This is a genomic window from Agrobacterium vitis, from assembly GCF_014926405.1.
Lineage (GTDB): Bacteria > Pseudomonadota > Alphaproteobacteria > Rhizobiales > Rhizobiaceae > Allorhizobium > Allorhizobium vitis_H.
In genome coordinates, this window is sequence record NZ_JACXXJ020000003.1 from 1,125,821 (window position 1) to 1,148,987 (window position 23,167).

Consider the following 23,167-nt stretch of genomic DNA (forward strand, 5'->3'; position numbering starts at 1 on the left):
CACCGCTAGGTGCTTCCGTTTTTGTCTGCGCAGAGCCTGCTTGGGAGGGAGGTGCTCAAAAAGCAGCAGACGGAATCCAGCTTGCCGTGACAGCAGAGCTTGTCGAGAAGCTTGGAATTTTCTTGGCCAAATCTTCGATGGTCTTGACGTTGGCATCCCGCAATTGCTTTTGCGTCACCAGAACCGGATCGACAATAATCTGATGCGGCACCGTTTCGCCGGCAATCTGCAAGGCGGCAGCGCGGATGGAAACGGCACCCACGACTGCCGGATTGGTGGCAGCGGTTGCCACCCACGGGCTGCCATCCTCAACAATTTCCTGAATGTCAGCGGTGGAAATATCCGCCGAATAGATTTTCAGCTTGGCGCTGATGCCCAGATCGGCGGCAGCGAGTTTGACACCACGGGCGAATTCATCATAGGGCGCAAACACCACGGAAATATCCGGGTTGGCACGAAACACCGCTTTGGCCTGATCGGCGGTAGAAGTGGCTGTGGTATCGCTCACCGTGCCGAACCGCGCCTTTTCAACAATGCCGCTGTTGGCCGCTTTGACCTTGTCCCAGATTTCATTGCGGCGATCCAAGGGTGCAAAACCAGCGACATAGGCATATCCAGCATTGAAACTCTTGCCATTGTCCTTGATCGCCTGATCCAGCGCCAACTCGGCCAGTTTGTGGTCGGATTGTTCCACCTGCGGAATTTTCGGGTTGTTCAGGTTCACATCGAAAGCCACGACCTTGACGCCCTTGTCGAGGGCCTGCTGCACCACATCACCAAGCGATTCCGGCAGGCCGTGGTCAATGACAATCCCTTGCACGCCAAGATTAATGGCCTGCAAAATCTGCTCGCGCTGCTCGGCAGCATCCTGACGACCGGGGAAAATCCGCAGATCCACGCCCAGTGCCTTGGCCTGCGCCTGTGCGCCCGCCTGATAAGCCTGAAAGAAATCGCCAGCGGAAATATAACTGATCAGCGCCAGCTTGACGCCGCCTTGGTCAAAGGGCGCAGGTGCGCCAGCAATGCCAGCCGCGACAGCCGATTGCGTTAAAACCAACGGTGAAAGAGCGGTAAATGCCAGAAGGCGCAGGATCGATGTCATCGGGTTCCCCATATTGAACAAAGGCCACCAATCGGGCCGCATGGGGATTATTATCAATAAAATCTACCATATTTATAGATTTTTGATATGTGAAATTCCGGTCAAGAATAGATTTCTTTGCCCTTTGTGCCGCATTCTCCGGTTATTTTATCCGGGGAGTTTGCGATGACGGCTACTCCAGCAATCGTTGATAAATGCCAGTTCTGATCGCGCTATGCGACAGTATAATGATCAGCACACCACAGCAGTCATCGTTCAGTCCATCTCTTATGCAAATTTATTCTATATATTAAATGATGTTTGAAACCGCCATTCTTGCTGGCGGTCACCAAGGGTTTATCACCTGATCAACACAATTGGTGAGCCCGCAATGCCCCTTCTTGACGTCAAAGATATTTCCCGTTCCTTCGGCTCGACCAAGGCCTTGATCGACGCATCGCTGGTCATTGAACCCGGCGAGATTGTTGCCCTGATGGGCGCAAACGGGGCCGGAAAATCTACGCTGGTGAAAATCCTCTCCGGCGTGCAATCTGCTGATTCTGGCAGTATTTTGCTAAAAGGTCAGCCTTTTGCGCCACAAAGCCCGGCAGAAGCCGCCAAATTTGGTGTGGTGACTGTTCACCAGTCCACGGATGTGGTGGGCATTCCCGGTTTGAGCGTGGCCGATGCGCTGCTGCTCAATCACTATGTCGATGGTCGTCAGCCGTTTTTTCTCTCAACCAAAAGCGTGCGGCGTGAGGCAGCTCGCGTTTTACGTGAAGCGGGTTTCGACCTGCCTCTGGATCGCGATTTTGCCGATCTTGGCGCGGCTGATCGGCAAATGGTGGCCATTGCCCGTGCCCTTGCCAACAAGGCGGAATTGTTGATTTTGGATGAGCCAACAGCCAGCCTCTCAACGCAGGAAGCAGCGCGCCTCTATGCCATTCTGCTGGGTTTGAAAGCCCGTGGCATCGCCATTCTCTATATCTCGCATCGCACGGCTGATCTGGCCGCTCTTGCCGACCGCGTGGTTATTCTTCGAGGCGGGCGCAATGTCGGCACCTTCAGCCGCCCGATTGATTTTGATGCAGCGCTTGAGACCATGATTGGCCGGTCATTAAACACGGCGCGCCCGGATCGGCGTACAGAATTCGGCAAAACCGTGCTGGATCTGCGCGGCATTCGGCTGCTGAACAGCAGCAAGCCCTTTGATCTCTCCGTGCGCGAAGGCGAAGTGGTTGCCATCACAGGCGTGCTTGGTGCGGGCAAAAGCAGGTTGCTGTCTGCACTGTTTGGAGCGGGGCAAATTGCTGCGGGAGAAGCCGTACTCGATGGCAAGCCCTATGCCCCCAAAAGTCCGGCGGAGGCCATTGCTACGGGAGTGGCACTTGTGGCGGAAGATCGTCATCGTTCAGCCTTGATGCCCGCCGATTGGCCGGGCGAAAGCGTGGCGGCCACCATCAGCCTGCCGCATCTCAAACGCTGGTATCCTTCGGGTTTTCTGTTGGCGGATGCGGAGAGGATGAAAGCAAAGGCTGCCATTTCCCGGCTCGGCATCAAGGCATCGAGTCCAGACGCTTCCGTCTGGTCGTTGTCGGGCGGCAATCAGCAAAAGACTGTGATTGCTCGCTGGGAAGTCGAGCAAAGCCGCTTGCTGTTGCTGGATGAACCGTTTCAGGGCGTCGATGTTGGCGCCCGGCAAGACATTATCGCCACCATTCGCAGCCACGCGGATCGTGCAACCCTGATTGCGACATCGGATTTCGAGGAAGCACAGGAAGTGGCCGACCGTATTTTGCTGATTGATCAACATACCCTGATTGAGCTGACGCCCATGGCTGCATCAGTCAATCACCACAAGGAAATCGCCTGATGACGACGGTGAACGAAATTCCCAAAGACGCGCTCTCAAAAACGCATGACCGCCAAAGCGTCGCAAGCCTTGTGCGTGAAACAATCCGGCGCGGTGCTGTCTTCATTCTGCTGGCAGGTCTGATTGTTACCTTCAGCCTTGCCCAGCCCGCCTTCATCAACATCAACAACCTGATGAGCATTTTGCAAGCGGTTGCCGTGGTGGCCATCATTGGGGCAGGCGTTACGGTGACACTAGCGATTGGCGGTTTTGATCTTTCGGTGGGTGCGGTTGCCGCCTCCAGCGTGATGGCATCCAGCTATGCCATGATTGTCCTGGGCCTGAACGCTTATCAAACCGTGCCGCTGGTGCTGGCCTTTGGCGCATTGATTGGCTTTGCCAATGCCTTTTTGATTGTGAAGCTCAAAGTGCCCGATCTTCTCGCCACGTTGGCGATGATGTTTCTGCTCTCGGGTCTGCAATTGATACCGACAGCCGGACGCTCCATTTCGGTCGGTCTCATTCTGCCCAATGGAACAACAGCGACTGGCAAATATGATCCGCAGTTTCTGACCATCGGGCGCTCCAGCCTGTTTGGCCTGATCCCCTTCCCGGTCATTCTGCTTGTCATTGTGGCTGTGACGCTGTTTGTTCTGACAGAGCGCACCCGTCTTGGTCGGCTGCTATTTGCCACCGGCGGCAATGAAGTAGCAACCCGTCTGGCCGGGGCCAATACGGCAAAGATCAAGACCTTCGCCTATGTCCTCTCCGGCACGCTAGCGGCCTTTGGCGGCATTATCGTGGCGGCGCGCGTCGGTCGTGGCGATGTCTCTTCGGGTGCCTCTCTGCTGATGGACTCCGTTGCTGCCTCATTGATCGGCTTTGCCGTGCTGGGTCTGCGTCGTCCCAATGTGCTGGGCACCATCATTGGCGCGGTCTTTGTTGGCATTTTGCTCAATGGTCTGACCATGCTCAACGCCCCCTATTACACACAGGATTTCGTCAAGGGTTTCGTGCTGGTTGGCGCGCTTGCCCTGACCTATGGCGTCAGCCGCGCCCGCACCTGAACATCCAAACACATCACTTGAATGGAACCAACATGATCAAGACTCTTCGTACCCTTGGCGCAGTTCTTCTGGCCGGATCGATTTTTGCCACCCAAGCCTCTGCCGCAGGCATCGCTGGCGCGCCCGCCCCATTCGACAAGAAAACCGTCAACATCGCCGTTGTCAGCTATCTCGGCGGTGGTGACTGGCTGCAAGCCTTTGAAGCAGGCGTCAAGCGGCAGGCCGATGCGCTTGGCATTAACCTCACCGTTTCGCAGGCCCGCAATGACAATGATGCAGAACGCGCGCTGATTGAACAGGCCATCAACCTGAAGGTCGATGGCATCATCATCAACAATGGCCGCCCGGAAGTGTTGCAGGATGTGGCGCAAAAGGCGTTGGATGCGGGCATCAAGGTGGTGGCCTATGATGTGAACCTTGATAATCCCAACATTCCGCAAATCGAGCAAAGCGATGCCGATATGGCCAAGCTGGTGCTGGATCAGGCCATCAAGGACAAGGGCGATGGCTTCAACGGTGGTGCGATTTATGTGGCCGGTTTTGCGCCGCTGGATCGCCGCTATGCCGTGTGGAAAGACTATGTTGCAAAACATAATTTGAAGGAAAAGGCTGTCTGGGGCGTGGTCAATGACACGGTTCCGGCCACCGTCGCCGACCAAACCAAGGCCGTGCTGCGCGCCAACCCCGATATTTCGGTGATTTTCACCCCATGGGATGAATTCGCCAAGGGCGCGAAATTGGCGATTGATGAGCTTGGCCTGTCCAGCAAGGTCAAAATCTATGGTGTCGATATTTCCACGGCCGATATTCAGTTGATGATTGAGCCAGACAGCGCCTGGGTGGCAACCGCCGCCACCAATGCAGCCGTGGTTGGCGAGGTTTCGGTGCGGGCAGTTTCGCTTGCTGTTGCCGGGCAAAATCCCGGCCATTCCGTGTTGCTCAAACCCACGCAGATCACCCGCGATGATCTGGTCAACAACAAGATCGGCTCGATTGAGGAATTGCAGCAGAAATTCCCAGCCTTCTTGAAGAGCGATGCTGCCACGGCTGCGTGGATTCCATCGGTTGCCAAGTAATCGAAGGCAGAGAAAGCTGAAAACCATGACAGACCTTCTGAAGCCAGACTTTGCCCGCAATATGAAACTGATAGGCCATAGCGATATTGGCGGACGCGGCGATGGGCTACAATTGATGGTGCATCACGGCCATGCCTATGTGGCGCATCCGTGGTCGCAGGGCTTCTCCATCATCGATGTGCGTGATCCGAAACATCCGAAAACTGTCAACTATGTGCAGGCCCCCGCCAACACATGGAACATCCATCTGCAAACCCATGGTGATCTGCTGTTGGTGATCAACGCCCTTGATCTGTTTGCCGATGTGGACAGCTTCACCGATGAAAAGGCCTATTACACCCAATCAGTCGGCGATACAGTCGCTGCCAGCAAGCGCGAACGGGCGTGGACGGCGGGCATGACCGTCTATGACATTTCCACGCCTGCCACCCCGCGCAAGATCGGCCAATTGGATGTGGAAGGCGTGGGCTTTCACCGGCTCTGGTATGTTGGCGGGCGCTATGCCTATGCATCGGCGCTGCTCGATGGCTTTTCCGATTATATTTTCGTCACCATCGACATGGCAGATCCGACCAAGCCAGAGCTGGTGGGCCGCTGGTGGTTGCCGGGCATGAACACGGCCGATGGCGAAAGCCGCACATGGGCAGATGGCAAGCGTTATGCCCTCCACCACGCACTGGTGCATGGCGACACGGCCTATGCCTGCTGGCGCGATGGTGGGCTGACGCTTCTTGACATCAAGGACCATGCAACCCCCAAGCTGATCAAGCACCACAATTGGTCGCCACCCTATGGCGGCGGCACCCATTCGCCTTTGCCGCTACCGGGGCGTGATCTGCTGGTGGTGGCCGATGAAGCGGTGTTGGACAATGAGGAAGATGGCCGCAAGCACACATGGGTGTTTGATATTCGCGTGCCGGAAAACCCGATCAGCATTTCCACCTTCCCAATTCCGAATGAGATCGATTACACTCAGAAAGGCGGCCATTTCGGCCCCCATAACCTGCATGAAAACCGCCCCGGCTCATTTGTGTCAGAGACGCTGATTTTCGCCACCTGGCAAAATGCGGGCATTCGCGCTTTTGATATTTCTGATCCCTACCATCCGGTGGAAACTGGCGCTCTGGTCCCTGCCGCCCCAACCTCAATGACCGATCGCAGAGCCGGTCGCCCCAAGGTTATCCAATCAGCGGATGTGTTTGTGGACGCCAATGGCTTGATTTACGCCACCGATTACAATGCAGGGCTGGAGATTATTGAATACGGCGGCTGATTTTCGCGCCACCTGAAATGAAAAAAAACGGCCTGAACATTTCTATTCAGGCCATTTTTGTTTGTCCTTACACCACTTGATCGTGGGAAGGTTTTTCCCAAAGGTTGATGCCGCCTTCGACGGCGTAGCGATCAATCTCGGCCAGCTCTTCGGCTGTGAAGGAGAGATTGTTGAGCGCATCAACATTTTCCTGAATCTGCCGGGCAGAGCTGGCTCCAATCAGGGCGGATGTCACGCGCGGATCGCGCAGCACCCAGGCAATCGCCAACTGCGCCAGCGATTGACCACGCCGAGCGGCAATCTCATTCAGAGCGCGGGCGCGAACAATGTTTTCTTCCTTCAAATGCTCGGGCCGCAGGAAATCCCCGCCGGGGCGGTTGACGCGGGCGTCCTCTGGAATGCCGTTGAGATATTTGTTGGTCAGCAGGCCTTGCGCCAGTGGCGTGAAGGCAATGATGCCAGCGCCAACCTCATCGGCGGCATCAATCAGATCTTTTTCGATCCAGCGGTTGAAGAGGTTATAGGCGGGCTGATTGATCAACAGTGGCACCTGCCGCTCTTTCAACAGCGCTGCAATCTCGCGAGTCTTGGTGCCGGAATAGGATGAAATGCCGACATACAGCGCCTTGCCCTGCCGCACGGCCTGCGCCAAGGCATCGGCGGTTTCTTCCAAGGGCGTTTCAGCATCATAGCGGTGGGAATAGAAAATATCGACATAATCCACACCCAGCCGTGTCAGGCTCTGGTCGAGGCTGGAAAGCAGTGCCTTTTTCGAGCCGCCGCCGCGACCATAAGGACCGGGCCACATATCCCAACCTGCCTTGGTGGAAATAATCAGCTCATCGCGCAAACCTGCAAAATCTTCGCGCAGGATGCGGCCGAAATTAATCTCGGCACTGCCCGCTGGTGGGCCGTAATTGTTGGCCAGATCGAAATGGGTAATGCCAAGATCGAAGGCCTGGAACAGAATGGAGCGCTGGGTTTCCATCGGGGTGGTATCGCCAAAATTATGCCAGAGGCCAAAGGATAGCGCGGGGAGTTTCAACCCACTTCGGCCTGTACGGCGAAAATGGGCGTTATCATAGCGCTTGGGATCGGGCAGGTATGTCATGTCATGGTTTCCTATGGTCAAGAAAAGGCCGGGTGCAGAGGTATGCACCCGGCGGATAGAAAATCTGAACGTCAGATGGCCCCGTGGCGTGGGGGCAGCTGATCATTCAGGTAGAAATTGCCGATATGGTGATATTTCCAGCGCACTGGATCATGCAGCGAGTGGGTGCGGGCATTGCGCCAATAGCGATCCAGCCCATAAGCTTCCAAAGTGGAGCGGGCGCCGCCCAGTTCAATGAGCTTGGTGGATGCCAGTTGCGCCACTTCGGTTCCCAATGCTTTCACTTCGGCAACCGCAATCGAGGCTTCCGCCACTGTTTGCGCATTGGGATCGGCGGTGGCAATATCCAGAATGCGCCCTGCCCGCGCTAGAAGCGCATCGGCGGCATGCACGCGGATTGAAACATCTCCCACGGCATGGATGGTGTGCGGGTCTTCATAGCCATGCTCAACGGTCAGCTCGAAAAACGGCCTTGCATGGGCTCGGACATAGGAGATGGTTTCCGCCAAAGCACCCCGCGCAATGCCCACTTGCACTGCCGAATGGATGATTTGCGCAAACGGCCCCATCGGCGTTGGCTTATCGAAATTCTCATCATGATCCACCACCTGAAACGAGGTGATCTCGACATCATCAAAGGTCACGGTGCCGCTGCCGGTGGAGCGCTGACCAAAGGAGGTCCAGTCATCCACGAGATCAAGGCCGGGCGTGGCACGATCAATAAACACCAGATGCACACGTCCATTCGGACCTTTGGCAACGGCCACAATGATGTGGGCAAACAGCGATCCGGTGGCGTAGAATTTCTGCCCGTTTAACAGCAGCTTACCATCACGCTCCGCGAAATGGGTCTTGTAATCCACCGGGGTTTTGGTGCCGATTTCGGTAAAGGCATTGCCCAACCGATCCCCATCAAGAACCTGCTGGAAATAATGGGCCTTCTGTTCATCGGAACCAGAGAGCCGCAGCGCTTCCACCATATAGAAATGGTTTTGCGGAATCTGCCCAATGGAGGAATCTGCTGCCGAGATGATTGCCGTCACCTCCGCCAGCGTCACCGTCGATACGCCAGCGCCGCCGTAAGCCTTTGGCACCGTAATGGCCCAAAGGCCGCTTTGCGAAAAGCGCTCAATCTCGGCCACCGGCAAACGCCGCTGCCGATCACGCTCCGCAGCGCCCACCGCAAAGTCGCGCGCCAATTCCTTGGCAATTGCGATTGCCTCGGCATCATCCTTGATCACATGCGCCTTGATGCGGCGTGGCGGAATATGGGGTGCCGGGCGGCCAGCCGTGAGGGCTGCCTGACGGTGGAGTGTACGATCTGTCGTGCTCATAAGCCTGCCTCAGTTCCCCACTCAATTCCATGCATGGCGCGGTGGATGCTCGCCATTCAGGTAATAATTGCCGACATGGTAGAATTTCCAACGCACCGGATCATGCAAGGTATGCACCCGCGCATTGCGCCAGTGGCGATCCAGACCATGTTCCGCCAATGTCGAGCGGGTGCCCGCCAGCTCAAATAGCTTGTTGGTGGCGAGAATGGCAATTTCAGTGGTCAGCACCTTGGATTCGCCGGTCTTGATAGTTGCTTCAGAAACCGTGTCCAGCGTTGCATTGGCCCGCGCTGCATCAATGCTGCGGCCAGCAATCTCCAGCAGTGCTTCCGCCGCATGCAGGCGGATTTTCAGATCGCCAATGGCTGCAATGGTAAACAGGTCTTCGCTGGCTTTTTGCTTGCCGCTATCAATCCACGGACGGCTAAGGGTTTTGACAAAGGTGATGGTGTCATCAATTGCGCCACGGGCGATGCCCGCATCAATGGCCGACTGGATGATCTGCGACACCGGACCACCCACCGTGGGATGATCAAACGAGGTGACTTTCAGAGCACGAACCTTCGGCACCCGCACATTCTCGATCTTCACCGAGCCAGAGGCCGTGGTGCGCTGACCAAAGCTGGACCAGTTGTTGGTGACCGTCAGGCCGGGCGTTTCCCGATCTGCAAACACCAGATAGCCTTGGCCGGTTTCATCGACGCTGACAATCGGCACGACATGGGAGAGAAGCGCACCGGTGGTGTAGAATTTCTCGCCATTGACCACCACGTCGTCACCGTCATGGGCCACCTTGGTCTCAAAATCGGCCACAGTTTTGCTTTTCAGCTCGGAAAACGCATTGCCGTAGCGCAGGCCTTGCAATGTCCAACCAAAGAACAGTTTTTTCTGCTCTTCCGTACCATCCAGATCAACGGTTGCGACAATCGCCAGATGGTTCTGGGTAATTTGGGCAATGGCTGGATCAGCAGCTGCAATGGTGGAGATCACCTTGGCAAGCGTGGCATAGGAAACCTCCGGCCCGCCATAGGCTTTTGGCACATTGATGCTCCACAGTCCACTTTGGGAATATTCATCCAGCTCGTCAATCGGCAGCAGTCCTTCCCGGTCACGCAAGGCGGCCCCCACCTTGAAACGCTCGGCAAGCCGCTGCGCAATCTCAATGGCCTCGGCATCGGATTGAACTATATGCGCAGGCGTGGTTGGGCGCGGGCGCGGCGCCACCGGATCGTTGGAATTGACGCGCGGGTGAACGGTGTAGTCGATCTTGGTGTCAGTAACGGTACCCATATCGTGCCTCGTTGCTTGAAATTGGGATAAGAATTTAGCTGGCATTGGCCAGCGGAGCCTTTTGGGCGCGCTTGAACGCTTCAATATCGCGGTATTGCTCGGCGGGATGGTTGGCAGGCAAATATGGCCCTTGGCCGAACAGCTTTTCGCGCAGCGTTCCCGGCTTGTAGGCAGTGGGATAGGCCCCGCGCTTTTGCAGTTCTGGCACAATGTGGTTGACCACATCCTCAAAACTGCCGGGCGTCACCGCATAGGCAATGTTGAAACCATCGACATCGGTGTCCGCCACCCATTCTTGCAAAATATCGGCTACCTGATCGGGCGCGCCAACAAACACCGGACCCAACCCGCCAATGCCGCCGAATTTTGCCAGTTCTTCAATGGTCCAGGATTTATCGCCACCTGCGATATGCTCCACAAATGAATGGATGGCGTTGGTCTCCACCTTCTGGATCACATCGGTTGGCGCATATTGGCCAAAATCAATACCGCTCCAGCCAGACATGAACACCAGAGAGCCATCGTAAGAGACATATTGCTTGTAATCTTCAAACTTGGCCTTGGCTTTCGCCTCACTCTCGTCGGTAATGATGGTGATCAGCGTGTAGATTTTTAAAGAATTCGGATCACGCCCCGCGGCGGCAGCTTGCTGGCGAATCTCGGCAACATAGGCTTTCAGCACCGATTTGGTGGGTGCCGCCACAAACACGCATTCAGCATGTTCAGCGGCAAATTTTTTGCCCGGACCGGAAGCCCCTGCCTGATACAGCACCGGGGTCCGCTGTGGGGAAGGTTCGGTCAAACCATAGCCGGGAACATCGAAATGCTTGCCCTTGTGGCCGATTTCATGAACCTTGGCTGGGTCCGTGAAGACCCGCCCCTTTGGATCCCGGATGACTGCGCCCTCTTCCCAGCTGCCTTCCAGCAGCTTGTAGATCACCTCAAGATATTCATTGGCGATTTCATAGCGATTATCATGGCGCTTCAGGCCGGATTGACCCACGTTTTTCGCACCGCTTTCGAGATAGGACGTGACAATGTTCCACCCTACCCGGCCCTTGGTGTGGTGGTCGGCCGTCGCAAGCCTGCGGGCAAACGTATAGGGATGCTCAAACGAGGTTGATGCAGTAATGCCAATGCCCAGATGCTCGGTGGCCAAAGCAATGGGTGCCGCCAGTTGCAGCGGATCGTTGACTGGTATCTGTGCAGCCTGCTGGATGGCGTGGAAATTGGAGCCTTTATAGACATCGTAATAGCCGATGACATCCGCAATGAAGATGCCATCAAAAATCCCGCGCTCCAGGGTGCGCGCCAAATTCTGCCAATAATCCAGATCTTTATAGGTATAAGACCGATCCTCTGGATGCGCCCACAATCCAGGCGATTGGTGTCCGACACAATTCATATCGAAGGCGTTGAAGTGAATTGTCCGGGTCATCGGCGCCGTCCTTTGCTGCAAACATGCCGAGGTAGCATCGCAGACATTGACGGTTATTGAAGTTAATCTATGTTTTTTATGCACTAAATGAAGGTATGTTTTTCTGTCAGGCTGGGCCATGGAGAAAAACGCACTGCCAATGCGGCGGACTCGTCATGGGCATTAAAGAAGGCTTTCAGATGCAGGGCCTTCAGTCAGGAAACATTGCCAGGCATAAAAGTTCTCGCCGCGATGTCGTGGCGCTACCTTTCCGTGTGGCGATAGAGGCTGCCGGCATGGCGGGCGGGAAGCCGGTTGCCTTCGCTAAACAGCCGATGGCGCAAGGAACCGTCGCCATAGCCTGTCTTGTAAGCGCCCCTGCTTTGCAGTTCCGGCACCACAAACTCGATAAAATCCTCGTAGCTTTCCGGCGTCACGGTGCGGGTGAGATTGAAACCATCGATATCGCCTTCATCGATCCAGGATATCAGTTCCTCTGCCACTTCGCCAGGCGCGCCGGTGATCAGTGGATAGCGCCCGCCGATGGAAAGCTCGTTCAGCAATTGCCGCTTGGTCCAACCCTTCTGTTTGGCAAGCTGCGTGACGGATTGGATGGCGTTGGTGGGGCCGTACTGGATAGGATCATCAAGCTCGTAGCGGGAGAGATCGATACCGCTTCCGGCCGAAAAATGCGCCAGGCCCGCTTCCGGGCTGGCATAGCGGCGATAATCCGCCAGCTTGTCGGCGGCGGCTTCCCGACTTTTGTCGGTCACCACAGTAACACCAAGAAAGATCTTGATATCATCAGGACGGCGACCTGCGGCAACCACCTCTTCCCGCAGAGCCCGGGAGGTTTTACGCGCCGCGGCCTTGTCCGTGGCTCCGATAAACACGCATTCGGCGTGGCGCGCGGCAAATTTCCGCCCCCGGCCCGATGTGCCGGCCTGATAGAGTACCGGCGTACGCTGGATAGAGGGCTCGCTCAGATGGTAGCTCTCGGACTGGTAATAGGGCCCGTTGTGCTGCACCTTGTGAACCTTGGCAGGATCGGCATATATCCGTGCCTGTTTGTCGAGGCGCACGGCCCCCTCCTCCCAGCTGCCTTCCCAAAGCTTATACAGCAGGTCCATATAGTCATCGGCCTGGTCATAGCGGGCGTCATGCTCTGTCATGCCGGTCTTGCCCAATGCCTTGGCGGCGCTGTCGAGATAACCGGTGACGATATTCCAGCCGATCCGGCCTGAGGTGAGATGATCGAGCGTCGAGATTTTCCTGGCAAAGGTATAGGGCGCCTCAACACTGGTATTTACGGTAATACCGAAACCAAGATTGTCGGTCACAGCAGCCATGCCAGATACCAGCAGCATCGGATCGTTGACGGGTAGCTGGATCGATTCGCGCAATGTCAGGTCGACCGAGTTCTGGTAAATATCGTAGACCCCGACAATATCGGCGAGAAACAGCCCATCGAACAGACCACGCTCCAGTGTGCGGGCCATATCAGTCCAGTAGCGCAGAGATTTATAGTCATGCGAACGGTCGCGCGGATGCGCCCAGAGCCCGTGATTGATATGCCCCACGCAATTCATGTTGAAGGCATTGAGGATGATCTGTTTTCTGGGAGACATATTGGACATTCACCCGGATGAATTGAGGTTAAAAATTATCCCGCTCGCAGGCGGCCCGCGATGAAATCGCCAAGAAACTTGTAGCAAGAAGATGGTGCGGGTCACAATGACAATGAGTGAAATCACAACTGCCGATCGAACTGCTGATCAAATGATGAGACACTTTACATACATGCAAAACTCACGCCACTGGCCGCTTTGAGGCCTCTATACCCGAGCGAATGGCGAGACTGTCAATTTTATACAGAAAGACGTCATAAAAAGCCTGATGGCGTTAACCGCAGTTTATCCAAATTGGCTTTCAATGAGTTGAAATTTGCAACCATTGGAACTTACCATGACGCTCTCCATCAGAAATGTGCTCATTAGCGTTTTCGCCCTGCTCAGCCTTATGCTGAATGTGCTGGTTGGAAATTCCATGCTGTCTTCGTACCGGACCTATCAGGTCAATGCCGAAGTTTCGGAACTAACCGGTTTTGACAAGGCTTTGTTCAAGGCGCTTTTGGCATTTCGCAGCGAGCGCGGCGACAGCGCCTCCGCCCTGTCGATCTCCATTGCCGATGGCGCTGGCTCCGTCCAATCGGTGCAGAAAAACCGGGCGGTTGTCGATGCTGGTATGAATGAGGCAAAAGTGATCGCTGGAGGGATCACGGCTACCGACTTATCGCAGCCGATCGCAACGGTGTTGGCCACTTATGAAAAAGTCGCGACCTATCGTAAAACCATCGATGCCGAATTGGCAAAGCCGCTTGAGGCTCGTGACGCAAGCATCACCAAGGCGTCAATGGATCTGGGCGGAACGTTCCTGGCAGATCTTGAAAAGGCGTCCGAGGCCGCGGAAGGCCGCATGCGCACGCTCGACGCGGCGTTGATGCCGATGATCCAGATGCGCGCCTATGCATGGTCGACCCGTGCCCTTGGCGGCGGCAGTGCCTTGATCCTCAACAACGCCGTGACCTCTGGCCAGCAGATTTCGGCTGAGAACCAGGTCAAACTGGCCGCCGGAGACGCCAATGTCGCCTATGCCTGGAAAGCAGTTCGGGTGCTTGTCGATCATAGGGATACGCCCCAGGCCATCAAGGATGGTTTCAAGGTTGCCGATGCAGCGTATTTTACCGGTGACTACGCTAAGATGCGCGCCGACGTCATTGCCAAACTGAGTGCGGGCGAAAAGTCGCCGCTGACAATCGATCAATGGAGAGCGCCGACCACGGCTGCCCTGGGGAAGGTTGCGGATATCGCATCGCTTGCCATGGATACGTTGAACGCCAATGCCGCAACGGCAAAGTCTACAGCGCTGACCCATACATTGTCGTTCCTGGCGCTCTTCCTGTTGGTGTTGGCGCTCGGCATCATCGGCTTGGCCGTCATCGTCCGCAAGGTCATTCGCCCGATCGGCGCGTTGACACGTTGCATGGGCGCATTGGCCGACGGCGACCTGTCGGTTGTCGTTCCCGGCGCCAAACGCCGGGACGAAATGGGCGAAATGGCGCGTTCCGTGGAAGTGTTCCAGATTGCAGCCATCCGCAACAAGGAGCTAGAGGCCAACGCCGAGGAAAACCGCAGGATCGCCGAGCGCGATCGCATCGAGACGCAGCGCCGTATCGAAGAGGAGGCCGAGGAGCGACTGACCCGCGCCACCGGAGCGCTGGCAAGCGGTCTGCAGAAACTTGCCTCCGGTGATATGCTCTGTGAGATTTCCGAGGAGTTTGCGCCGCGCTTCGAGGAACTGCGCCAGGACTTCAACGCCTCCGTCAGCCAGTTGCGCACCACACTTCTGGCCGTCGGTGGCTCTGCCCTGGCCGTGTCGGGTGGCAGCAGCGAAATCTCGCATGCATCGGACGACCTGGCCAAGCGAACCGAGCAGCAGGCTGCTTCGCTCGAAGAGACCGCCGCAGCCCTTGAGGAAATCACCGCCAATGTGAGAGCGACCTCGAAGCGAACCGGCGAGGCCCGCGATCTGGTGCGTGATACCAAAAGCCGTGCCGAGCAATCGGGTGTCGTCGTCAATAATGCTGTCACAGCAATGGAGCGCATTGAACACGCCTCCCGCCAGATCGGCCAGATCATCGGCGTGATTGATGAGATTGCCTTCCAGACCAATCTGCTGGCATTGAATGCCGGGGTGGAAGCCGCCCGCGCCGGTGAAGCAGGTAAGGGCTTTGCCGTCGTCGCCCAGGAAGTCCGTGAACTGGCGCAACGTTCGGCCAATGCCGCCAAGGAAATCAAATCGCTGGTCTCCAATTCGGAAGTCGCCGTCAGCGAAGGCGTCAAACTGGTCAACGATACCGGCGAAGGGTTGACGGCGATCGCCAGCCTCGTCCAATCGATCAATCAGCATATGGATGCAATCGCCACGGCAGCGCAGGAACAGTCCGTGGGGCTTGGGGAAGTCAATACCGCTGTCAACCACATGGACCAGGCGACGCAGAAGAATGCGGCCATGGTCGAGGAAATGAACGCGGCCGGCGCTGGCCTGGCCCAGGAAAGCGGCAAGCTGACCGAATTGCTCGGCCAGTTCCGCACGGGAGATAACCGGCAGGCCGGACACGCGCCCACTGGACGAGCCCCTGCCAGACCTGCAACTCGGCCCGCCGCACCATCACGCCAGACCTATGCCACTCAGGGCAATGCTGCGCTGAAGGGCGAGAGTTGGGAAGAGTTCTGAGGATGGCTCTGTTTACAATGGACGCCGTCCTGATGCTGTCCAGTTGGTGAGCGCGTCACGCCTGACAGAAATGGTATAGATACCCTCTGACACGCGGAAACCGTGTCAGAGGGTATCAACGATACAGCGCAAACGCCTTAAACCCCGCCTGAGCGAAAGCCTCGCTTCGACATTCTGTTTCAGAGGCCTTCGGTTTACGATGCCCGTCAGACGCGCTCATATGACATGGTCATTCGCAAGCTGATTGTTCTGCCCGAGATAAAAGGATTTCACATCATCTCGCTCGCGGATCTCGCGGGCAGTGCCCGTCAACACATCCTTTCCATTTTCGAGAATGGTGGCGCGATGGGCATAGGTGAGAGCAATCGCCGAATTTTGTTCGGCGACGAGAATGGATAGCCCCTCCTCCCGGTTCAATCGGCGCAGGGTGCGAAATATGTCCTGCACCACGATGGGGGCAAGACCCATGGACGGTTCGTCAAGAACAAGCAGACGGGGACGCGACATCAGAGCCCGGCCAACTGCCGTCATTTGTTGCTCGCCACCGGAGGTGAGGCCCGACAGTGTCCGGCGCTTTTCTTTCAGTCGGGGAAAGAGCCCATAGATACGCTCGAGATCATTGGCGATTTCCGCGCGCGAACTGCTACGTCCCAGACCGCCACATGTCAGATTTTCCTCGACGGAAAGGCTATGGAAGCAATGGCGCCCTTCCAATACCTGTACAAGGCCGGCGCGCACCAGCGCCGCCGGGCTTGTTTTGGTGACATCTACGCCATCAAAGTGGATAGACCCGGCATTGATCTGTCCGCGCTCTGCCGAAAGAAGGTTTGACACCGCCTTCAGCGCCGTCGTCTTGCCCGCTCCATTGGCGCCCAAAAGGGCTAGAATCTCGCCCCGCGCAAGCGAAAAGCTGACGCCATGCAAAGCGGTGATGGCATGATTGTAGGTGGCCTCCAGCCCGTCCACTTGCAACAATCTGGCGTCTTTCATGAGATCGATTCCTCGTTGGTCTGGCAAAAAATTGCCCCGTCGCGGCGTCACTTCAATTGAGCGCTGAACCGCAAAATCAGCCCATCTCGTTGTCGATGGGCTGATTTTCCAAGGCAAACATCTCAAATCCATCAGATGCTTGAACTATTTGCAAAAGGACTAGGAACTGACATCTTCAGTCCCTACTGGCGTTAATTGGTAACGCCATCCGCATCGGCAGCCGTGCGGATCTTGATGCCTTTATCCTTGGCATAAGCCTCGGAGGACTTTTCAATGATCGGCCGCAGCAACGCCCAATCCGGTGCGATCCAATCAGACACGACGTTCCATTTCTTGCCGTCCCATTGCTGGAAGGTCACATAACCATTGCCCTCGTGATTGTCCCAGGTGACATTGATGGAGTGAAACAGGTCTTTGGCGCCAAGTTCCTCAACGCGCTTCTGGTCCAGTTGCAAATGCTCGAAGCCCCAGCGTACTTCGTCGCCGGTCAGCGTGCGCTTGCCGAATTTTGCCTGCGCGATGCGGATCGCCTCGACATTCAGGATACCATTGACGATACCCAGGTTGTGATAGACGGAGCCGATGCGTTTTTTGTCTTCCAGGTTGCCCTTGCCACTATCATAAAGCGTCTTGACGATTTCCTTGACGACTGGATACTCGGCACCGGACGCCTGGGTGGTGATGGCGGTATAGCCTTTGGCGGCATCGCCTGCCGGGATCACATCTTCTTCAGAATTGGACCAGACATTGCCAATGATATGGTCCACCGGAAAGCCGGTCTTGGCCGCTGTTTTCAGGGCCACCGGGTTCATCACGCCCCAGCCGCGCAACACGACATAATCAGGTTTGGCGCGACGAATGGTGAGCCATTGGGCCTGTTGTTCGTTACCGGGATGCGGCACCTCGATCTGCTGGACATCAAAACCATATTTCTTGGCCAGCAATTCATAGATCGGAATGGTTTCCTTGCCATAAGGCGAGCCGTGATAGAGAACCACGATCTTCTTGCCCTTCAGGTTTTCGATCCCGCCGAGCTTGGAGCCAATATAGTTCACGATACCGGAGGTTTCGCTGTAGGGATTGAGCAACAAGGGGAAAACATAGGGAAATACGCGGCCATCGGTGGAATCCGTACGACCGTGGTTGATGGTGATCAACGGTGTCTTGTCGGCGGTAATGCGGTCGATCATCGCATAGGCGATGCCCACGGATAACGGGTTCCAGGCGGCGACGTTCGGATTGCTTTTCAGCCGCTCATAGGCTTCGACGCCACGCTCGACCTCGTATTGGGTTTCGGCCTCCGACCAGGTGAGCTTGACGCCATTGACGCCGCCATCACGGGTGTTGATCAGGTTGAGATAATCGATAAACCCGCCAAAGAAACCGGTTCCACCTGCGGCATAGGGACCGACGCGGTAGCTCTGCAAGGGAAAATACTGCTCATCGGCATGCGCTGCGGGAAGCGCGACACTCAACGAGATGCCGATCACCAATGCTGTGGCCTTGAATTTCGAAAGAATGCTCATGCTTGGATACACTCCTGGTATTGCCCGGTGCGATGCGCATCGGACGTGTTCATGGATGATGGATGGATTGCGGATAAACGGCGTGCTGCGAGGGAGCCGGATCAGGCTGGCCAAACCGGCACGCCGAAGCGTTTTCGGATCCTGTCGATAAGGGCGGCAAGCCCATCAGGCTCAAGGATCAGGAAAAGAATGATGAGTGCGCCGAGCACGATACGCTGCGTCATATCGAGCACGCCGCTATCGAACAGGTCACCAAAGACGAAGGCCCCAAACCGCGACAGCACCACCGGAAACACCACGATCAGGGCCGCCCCGAAAAAGGCACCGCGCAGCGAGGCCAGACCGCCAATGATAATGATGAACAGCACCTGGAACGAACGATCCAGGTTGAAACCCGCCGGTTCGACGGTGCGCAGATAGGCAAAGGCCCAGAGCACACCGGCGATACTAATGATGAAAGACGACACGGCAAAGGCCAGAAGCTTGGTGCGTAACACCGGAACGCCGATAATGCGCGCCGCCGTTTCGTTATCTCGCACCGCGATGAAATTGCGACCCGTTTGAGAAATCACCAGCCGATGAGCGAGAAAGGTGACGAGTGTAACGATGATCAGCGCAAAATAGTAGCGCCCGACCGGCCCTTCAAAGGTAAAACCGGCAAGCGTCAGCGGCGGCGCATCGATGACACCCGAAGAGCTATCGTTGGAAAACCAGCTGAATTTCGTCAACGCCCACTGAACGAAGAACTGTGCAGCGAGGGTGGAAACCGCGAGATAGAAGCCGCGCAGCCTAAGGCTTGGCAAGCCGAAGACAATGCCAATGGCCGCAGCGGATAGACCCGCGAGCAGGATGCTGACAATAAGCGGCAGGGAACCGGCCCGCAGGTCAAAATTGAAGCAGGCAAACGCGCCAACCGCCATGAAGGCCGCGCTGCCAAGCGACACCTGGCCTGCATAACCGGTCAGCAGATTGAGCCCGACCCCTGCGAGGCTAAGGGCCAGAAAGGGCAGCAGGATACCATCGAACAGGTAGCTCGTGCCAATCACGGGAAGAATGCCATAGGCCACCAAAAGCACCAGCAGGGTGGCGACGGAGATCGGCATCGCTTTTGCTGGCGTGATCCTCGCAGGCGTCACGTTGGGCGAAACAGCAGACATGGATCAAACCCTTTCCACGAGCTTTTGGCCGAAAAGACCGGAGGGGCGCACAAGTAAAAACAGCAGGGCAATCACATAGGCGAACCACCCTTCGATCCCCCCGCCAAAATAGGCGCCGATATAGACTTCGGCCAATTTCTCCGAAGCGCCAATCAGCAGCCCACCGATAATCGCCCCCAGGATGGAATCAAAACCGCCCAGCACCAGCACAGGCAGTGCTTTCAGCACGATCAAGGACAAGGAAAACTGCACGCCGGAGCGCGCGCCCCACAAGAGCCCGGCAACCAGCGCCACAAGCCCGGCGGCGGCCCACACACTTGCCCAGATCCAGGGAAGTTTCAGGCCCACGGCGAGAGCCGCAAACGGATCATCGGCCACCGCACGAAAACCAAGCCCAATGCGGGTATAGCGAAAGAACACGGACAGGGCGACAACAAGCCCAAAGGCGACGACCGCTGCGAAAATATCGAACTTGCTGATAAACACACCCGCGATATCGAAAGGAACATCCTCAATGCCCAGATCAAGCCCATGCACCTGCGTGCCCCAGAGCAGTTGGGCTGCTCCTTCAATCATGTAGGACAGGCCAAGCGTGGCCATGAACATGGTAATCGGCGGCTTGTTGGTGAGCGGACGAAGGACCGTCCGCTCAATGCCAATGCCGAGCAGGATCATGATGGCGAAGGTAACCAGGAAGGCGAGCGGAAAACCAAACCCGCGCTCTGTGAGACTGACGAAGGTCAGCGCTGCAAACAGCAGCATGGCACCCTGCGCAAAGTTCAAAACACCCGATGTCTTGTAAATCAGCACGAAACCGATTGCCACGAGCGAATACATCACGCCGGACAGCAATCCGCCGACAAGCACTTCGGTAAAAAACAACCCGTCAAAATCGGCCATCAAATGCCGTCTCCGTCTTCATTCTCTGGTGCAACACCGAGATAAGCATCAATGACTTTTTGGTCAGCGGAAATTTCCGCTGGTGTGCCATCGGCAATTTTACGCCCGTAATCCAGCACCGCCACATGGTCGGAAAGGCCCATAACGACGCCAATATCGTGCTCGATCAACACCACAGTGGTGCCAAATTCATCCCGTGCGGCGCGCACATAATGCGCCATTTCGTTCTTTTCGGTGGCTGTCATGCCTGCCATTGGTTCGTCCAGCAGCAAGATGTCGGGCTCTGCAACCAGGGCACGGGCAAGCTCCACCCGCTTTTGAAGACCGTAAGGCAAAGTACCCGCAAGGCGATCCCTGAGGTCGGTGAGATGCAGAAAATCGAGAATTGCCACCGATCTGTCGCGGGCATCCTTATGCTCGCGGGCAGCCCTTCCATAGCCGATGATCTGCTCCACAAAACTGGATCTATTGCGGTAAACGCGGCCCGCAATGACATTGTCCAGAACACTCAACCCCTTGAACAGGGCGAGGTTTTGAAAGGTTCGGGCAATACCAAGCTGCGCTAGCCTCTGGGTCGGCACGCGGCTGAAATGGAGTTCGCCGATGGAAACGCGGCCGTGATCCGGCTGATAGAGACCGCTGATCACGTTGATGATGGAGCTCTTACCAGCACCGTTCGGGCCTATAATTGCGCGGATTTCACCTTTGCTCACCTTAAGATCAATGTCGCTGAGCGCTATAACGCCTCCAAAAGACAGAGTGACCCCAGAGAGGGCCAAGGCATTTGAGGAAGCCTTTGCACTGTTGACCGCAGGCACATCATCCACCGATGCGCTCAGATCAGCCAAGAAAATGGCACCAGATCTGGCCGCCAGCATAGCAATCGTCATGTTGTAAGCCCTCCTCATCTCCAGAGCGCTGCGCCCAAAGAGCGATTTACTGTGCTTGTCTGGTCTTAGAGACTGTCTGGTTCATATTGAACCAGACAGTCTCTCAGTTCTCTTGTTTTCGTTTGTCTTTTCGGGAAAACCAGGTTCCACTTTCCCCTGACAAACTCTGGCGCACAGCAAACGTTTCCGTGCCGTCCGATGTCTCCAGATCTTATGGAGGCGGCATTTGGCCCGTTTGATAAAGTCCCTTCAGAACGCACCCGTGCAGGATGTACACTTGGCGAAATGACAGACGTTTCCTTCTGCTGTCTGCGAGCGGCATAAACCGACATGATGCAAGCCGAACAACCGCGTTGATCCGATTTTCACCACTCAATAGAACCGCAATAGATACATCCGCACATCAATCAAAAGCCTGTTTCGCACCCAGAAAGAAACCGGTCTTTATTTAAGATCAAAACCGACCCTTATTGAGATTAATTAGAAACACAGCATACGAAGCGCGTGGAAAACAAAATATATTTTCATTTTCCTATACTTTTGACTGCCGACGCCCCCTTTTCAATTCCGTACTTGTTCAGTGCGATTATTTATCTATAATTTCCATAGATTTTAAAGGTTTTATTTTCTAATTTTTGCGCTTAGTGAAGAATGACCGTTGGGCTGAACGCGCCACCAAACGCGCTATAATCTAAGCTGGAAACCGATGCGCCTTGTCACGAGATTTCGCAAAATCCACTGAAGGCGTTGAGATCAAATCCATACATATCAACGCGAATGGCAAGATGCCCGTTGATCGCACAGCCCAAATCGCCTGTATCCCGGTTTTTTTAAGAAAGGCACATCATCGGGATGATCGGCGAAAGTGGCTTGATCCGCGCAATATCAAATTGCAATCGAGAGTGCGCGTGCGTATGTCCGGAACATTGTCTTGTGTTAATCGCGACAAAACATAAGCGCTGATCGATTGCGCTATTTTTTCAATAGGTTGGGCGATGGCTGTCACGCCATCATCATAGAGGCGAAACAGTTCCACATCATCGAAACTGACGATGGCGATGTCTTCCGGCACCCTTGCCCGGTGTTCCCGGACCCATTCCAGAATGCCGTAGGTCATTTTATAATTGGCTGAGAAGACCGCTGTTGGCGGCTCAGCCAGCGCCATGAATTTCTGAATGGCAGAATATCCGCCTTCTTCGGTCCAGTCGCCGGAATGCAGGTAGGACGGGTTGAAAGGAATCCTGCCCTCTTCCAGGGCCTGCTGATAGCCATTCAGGCGCTGCAATCCCGAGGACGTATCCAATGTGCCAAAGGCGGTGGCGATCCGTGTATGTCCAAGATCGATCAGATGGCGGACAGCACGGTAGGATGCCTTGGCATTTTCAACGAACACGCGGTCAACGCGCAACCCCATGATATCATTGTTGTAGACGGTTACGGGAATACCGCGTTCCACAAATCTCTCGACTTCATTGGGAATGTCTCCATGTCCCGCAAGAATGAGCGCATCGACGTTCTGCCCGGCGAAATAGGAGAGGGATTCACTCAGCAGCCTGATGTCACCATCATGGCAATAGGTCAGCAGCGTCCTGCCACTCTGGCGAAACAATCGGGCCAGATGATTGAGGAGTTGGGCATGAAATTCGTCGAGCTCCGGTGTCAAAAAGCCGATTACATCGGTCTTGTCACTTTTCATCGCCCGTGCAGCGGCGCTACGCTGAAAAGACAGGGCCTCGATGGCCCGCTCAATTTCGGCGCGGTTGCCATTGCGCACCGTTTGCCCATTGAGATAGCGGGACACTGTGCCGATGGCGACGCCTGCCGCCTCGGCCACATCGTGGATGGTGGCCTGTTTTCGCTTGCCGGTTATTTCCACAGGTCCTCTCCCAGGTCCATTGGTAGCTTCA

17 protein-coding genes are annotated in these 23,167 nt (G+C 55.8%); 5 read left to right on the forward strand and 12 right to left on the reverse strand.

What is annotated here, in order from left to right:
• Positions 1-55: 55 nt before the first annotated feature.
• A complete protein-coding gene (locus IEI95_RS06360; protein ID WP_156532008.1) occupies positions 56-1,102 on the reverse strand; it encodes a substrate-binding domain-containing protein in 1,047 nt (348 codons plus the stop codon).
• Positions 1,103-1,472: 370 nt separating this feature from the next.
• Between IEI95_RS06360 and IEI95_RS06365 the strand changes: the two genes are divergently transcribed.
• Genes IEI95_RS06365 through IEI95_RS06380 form a run of 4 tightly spaced genes read left to right on the forward strand, consistent with a single transcriptional unit; the run spans position 1,473 to position 6,349 of the window.
• A complete protein-coding gene (locus IEI95_RS06365) occupies positions 1,473-2,954 on the forward strand; it encodes a sugar ABC transporter ATP-binding protein (protein ID WP_156532007.1) in 1,482 nt (493 codons plus the stop codon).
• A complete protein-coding gene (locus IEI95_RS06370) occupies positions 2,954-4,000 on the forward strand; it encodes an ABC transporter permease (RefSeq protein ID WP_156532006.1) in 1,047 nt (348 codons plus the stop codon). The genes IEI95_RS06365 and IEI95_RS06370 overlap by 1 nt, the downstream gene beginning before the upstream one ends.
• Before the next feature lie 32 nt (positions 4,001-4,032).
• Positions 4,033-5,076, forward strand: coding sequence for a substrate-binding domain-containing protein (locus tag IEI95_RS06375; RefSeq protein WP_194416165.1), 1,044 nt, complete (start codon positions 4,033-4,035; stop codon positions 5,074-5,076).
• Between the two features lie 25 nt (positions 5,077-5,101).
• Complete coding sequence (locus tag IEI95_RS06380) at positions 5,102-6,349, forward strand: LVIVD repeat-containing protein (protein ID WP_156532004.1); 1,248 nt, start codon at positions 5,102-5,104, stop codon at positions 6,347-6,349.
• Between the two features lie 67 nt (positions 6,350-6,416).
• On the opposite strand, the gene mgrA is transcribed toward IEI95_RS06380, so the two are convergent.
• The 5 genes from mgrA to IEI95_RS06405 all read right to left on the reverse strand — a co-directional run bounded on the left by mgrA (position 6,417) and on the right by IEI95_RS06405 (position 13,129).
• Complete coding sequence (mgrA, locus tag IEI95_RS06385) at positions 6,417-7,460, reverse strand: L-glyceraldehyde 3-phosphate reductase (RefSeq protein WP_156532003.1); 1,044 nt, start codon at positions 7,458-7,460, stop codon at positions 6,417-6,419.
• Between the two features lie 71 nt (positions 7,461-7,531).
• Positions 7,532-8,794, reverse strand: a complete 1,263-nt coding sequence (locus IEI95_RS06390) for an SfnB family sulfur acquisition oxidoreductase (RefSeq protein ID WP_156532002.1) — start codon at positions 8,792-8,794, stop codon at positions 7,532-7,534.
• Positions 8,795-8,815: 21 nt separating this feature from the next.
• Positions 8,816-10,084, reverse strand: coding sequence for an SfnB family sulfur acquisition oxidoreductase (locus IEI95_RS06395; RefSeq protein WP_156532001.1), 1,269 nt, complete (start codon positions 10,082-10,084; stop codon positions 8,816-8,818).
• Between the two features lie 34 nt (positions 10,085-10,118).
• The gene (locus IEI95_RS06400) at positions 10,119-11,522 is read right to left on the reverse strand and encodes an LLM class flavin-dependent oxidoreductase (RefSeq protein ID WP_156532000.1); all 1,404 of its coding nucleotides are present in this window, start codon (positions 11,520-11,522) and stop codon (positions 10,119-10,121) included.
• 242 nt (positions 11,523-11,764) lie between these two features.
• The gene (locus IEI95_RS06405; protein WP_156531999.1) at positions 11,765-13,129 is read right to left on the reverse strand and encodes an LLM class flavin-dependent oxidoreductase; all 1,365 of its coding nucleotides are present in this window, start codon (positions 13,127-13,129) and stop codon (positions 11,765-11,767) included.
• A gap of 337 nt (positions 13,130-13,466) precedes the next feature.
• Here IEI95_RS06405 and IEI95_RS06410 point away from each other — a divergent pair, with 337 nt between their 5' ends.
• Complete coding sequence (locus IEI95_RS06410) at positions 13,467-15,797, forward strand: methyl-accepting chemotaxis protein (protein WP_156531998.1); 2,331 nt, start codon at positions 13,467-13,469, stop codon at positions 15,795-15,797.
• A 216-nt stretch (positions 15,798-16,013) separates the two neighbouring features.
• Here IEI95_RS06410 and IEI95_RS06415 read toward each other — a convergent pair whose 3' ends face one another.
• The 6 genes from IEI95_RS06415 to IEI95_RS06440 form a co-directional block, all read right to left on the reverse strand.
• The gene (locus IEI95_RS06415) at positions 16,014-16,787 is read right to left on the reverse strand and encodes an ABC transporter ATP-binding protein (protein WP_156531997.1); all 774 of its coding nucleotides are present in this window, start codon (positions 16,785-16,787) and stop codon (positions 16,014-16,016) included.
• 191 nt (positions 16,788-16,978) lie between these two features.
• A complete protein-coding gene (locus IEI95_RS06420; RefSeq protein WP_012653566.1) occupies positions 16,979-18,313 on the reverse strand; it encodes an ABC transporter substrate-binding protein in 1,335 nt (444 codons plus the stop codon).
• A 101-nt stretch (positions 18,314-18,414) separates the two neighbouring features.
• Positions 18,415-19,416 (reverse strand): branched-chain amino acid ABC transporter permease, encoded by a 1,002-nt coding sequence (locus IEI95_RS06425; RefSeq protein ID WP_420360081.1) that lies wholly within the window; start codon positions 19,414-19,416, stop codon positions 18,415-18,417.
• 57 nt (positions 19,417-19,473) lie between these two features.
• Positions 19,474-20,370: a branched-chain amino acid ABC transporter permease gene (locus IEI95_RS06430; RefSeq protein WP_041698430.1), complete on the reverse strand. Its 897-nt coding sequence runs from the start codon at positions 20,368-20,370 to the stop codon at positions 19,474-19,476.
• Positions 20,370-21,260, reverse strand: a complete 891-nt coding sequence (locus IEI95_RS06435) for an ABC transporter ATP-binding protein (RefSeq protein ID WP_156531995.1) — start codon at positions 21,258-21,260, stop codon at positions 20,370-20,372. Before IEI95_RS06435 ends, IEI95_RS06430 begins: the two co-directional genes overlap by 1 nt.
• Positions 21,261-22,104: 844 nt before the next feature.
• The gene (locus IEI95_RS06440) at positions 22,105-23,136 is read right to left on the reverse strand and encodes a LacI family DNA-binding transcriptional regulator (RefSeq protein ID WP_174112267.1); all 1,032 of its coding nucleotides are present in this window, start codon (positions 23,134-23,136) and stop codon (positions 22,105-22,107) included.
• Positions 23,137-23,167: the final 31 nt, after the last annotated feature.

Bases quoted from the DNA above. Each gene is read 5' to 3' on its own strand.
- IEI95_RS06360 (WP_156532008.1), bottom strand. From the start codon at position 1,102: ATGACATCGATCCTGCGCCTTCTGGCATTTACCGCTCTTTCACCGTTG.
- IEI95_RS06365 (WP_156532007.1), top strand. From the start codon at position 1,473: ATGCCCCTTCTTGACGTCAAAGATATTTCCCGTTCCTTCGGCTCGACC.
- IEI95_RS06370 (WP_156532006.1), top strand. From the start codon at position 2,954: ATGACGACGGTGAACGAAATTCCCAAAGACGCGCTCTCAAAAACGCAT.
- IEI95_RS06375 (WP_194416165.1), top strand. From the start codon at position 4,033: ATGATCAAGACTCTTCGTACCCTTGGCGCAGTTCTTCTGGCCGGATCG.
- IEI95_RS06380 (WP_156532004.1), top strand. From the start codon at position 5,102: ATGACAGACCTTCTGAAGCCAGACTTTGCCCGCAATATGAAACTGATA.
- mgrA (WP_156532003.1), bottom strand. From the start codon at position 7,460: ATGACATACCTGCCCGATCCCAAGCGCTATGATAACGCCCATTTTCGC.
- IEI95_RS06390 (WP_156532002.1), bottom strand. From the start codon at position 8,794: ATGAGCACGACAGATCGTACACTCCACCGTCAGGCAGCCCTCACGGCT.
- IEI95_RS06395 (WP_156532001.1), bottom strand. From the start codon at position 10,084: ATGGGTACCGTTACTGACACCAAGATCGACTACACCGTTCACCCGCGC.
- IEI95_RS06400 (WP_156532000.1), bottom strand. From the start codon at position 11,522: ATGACCCGGACAATTCACTTCAACGCCTTCGATATGAATTGTGTCGGA.
- IEI95_RS06405 (WP_156531999.1), bottom strand. From the start codon at position 13,129: ATGTCTCCCAGAAAACAGATCATCCTCAATGCCTTCAACATGAATTGC.
- IEI95_RS06410 (WP_156531998.1), top strand. From the start codon at position 13,467: ATGACGCTCTCCATCAGAAATGTGCTCATTAGCGTTTTCGCCCTGCTC.
- IEI95_RS06415 (WP_156531997.1), bottom strand. From the start codon at position 16,787: ATGAAAGACGCCAGATTGTTGCAAGTGGACGGGCTGGAGGCCACCTAC.
- IEI95_RS06420 (WP_012653566.1), bottom strand. From the start codon at position 18,313: ATGAGCATTCTTTCGAAATTCAAGGCCACAGCATTGGTGATCGGCATC.
- IEI95_RS06425 (WP_420360081.1), bottom strand. From the start codon at position 19,416: ATGCCGATCTCCGTCGCCACCCTGCTGGTGCTTTTGGTGGCCTATGGC.
- IEI95_RS06430 (WP_041698430.1), bottom strand. From the start codon at position 20,370: ATGGCCGATTTTGACGGGTTGTTTTTTACCGAAGTGCTTGTCGGCGGA.
- IEI95_RS06435 (WP_156531995.1), bottom strand. From the start codon at position 21,260: ATGACGATTGCTATGCTGGCGGCCAGATCTGGTGCCATTTTCTTGGCT.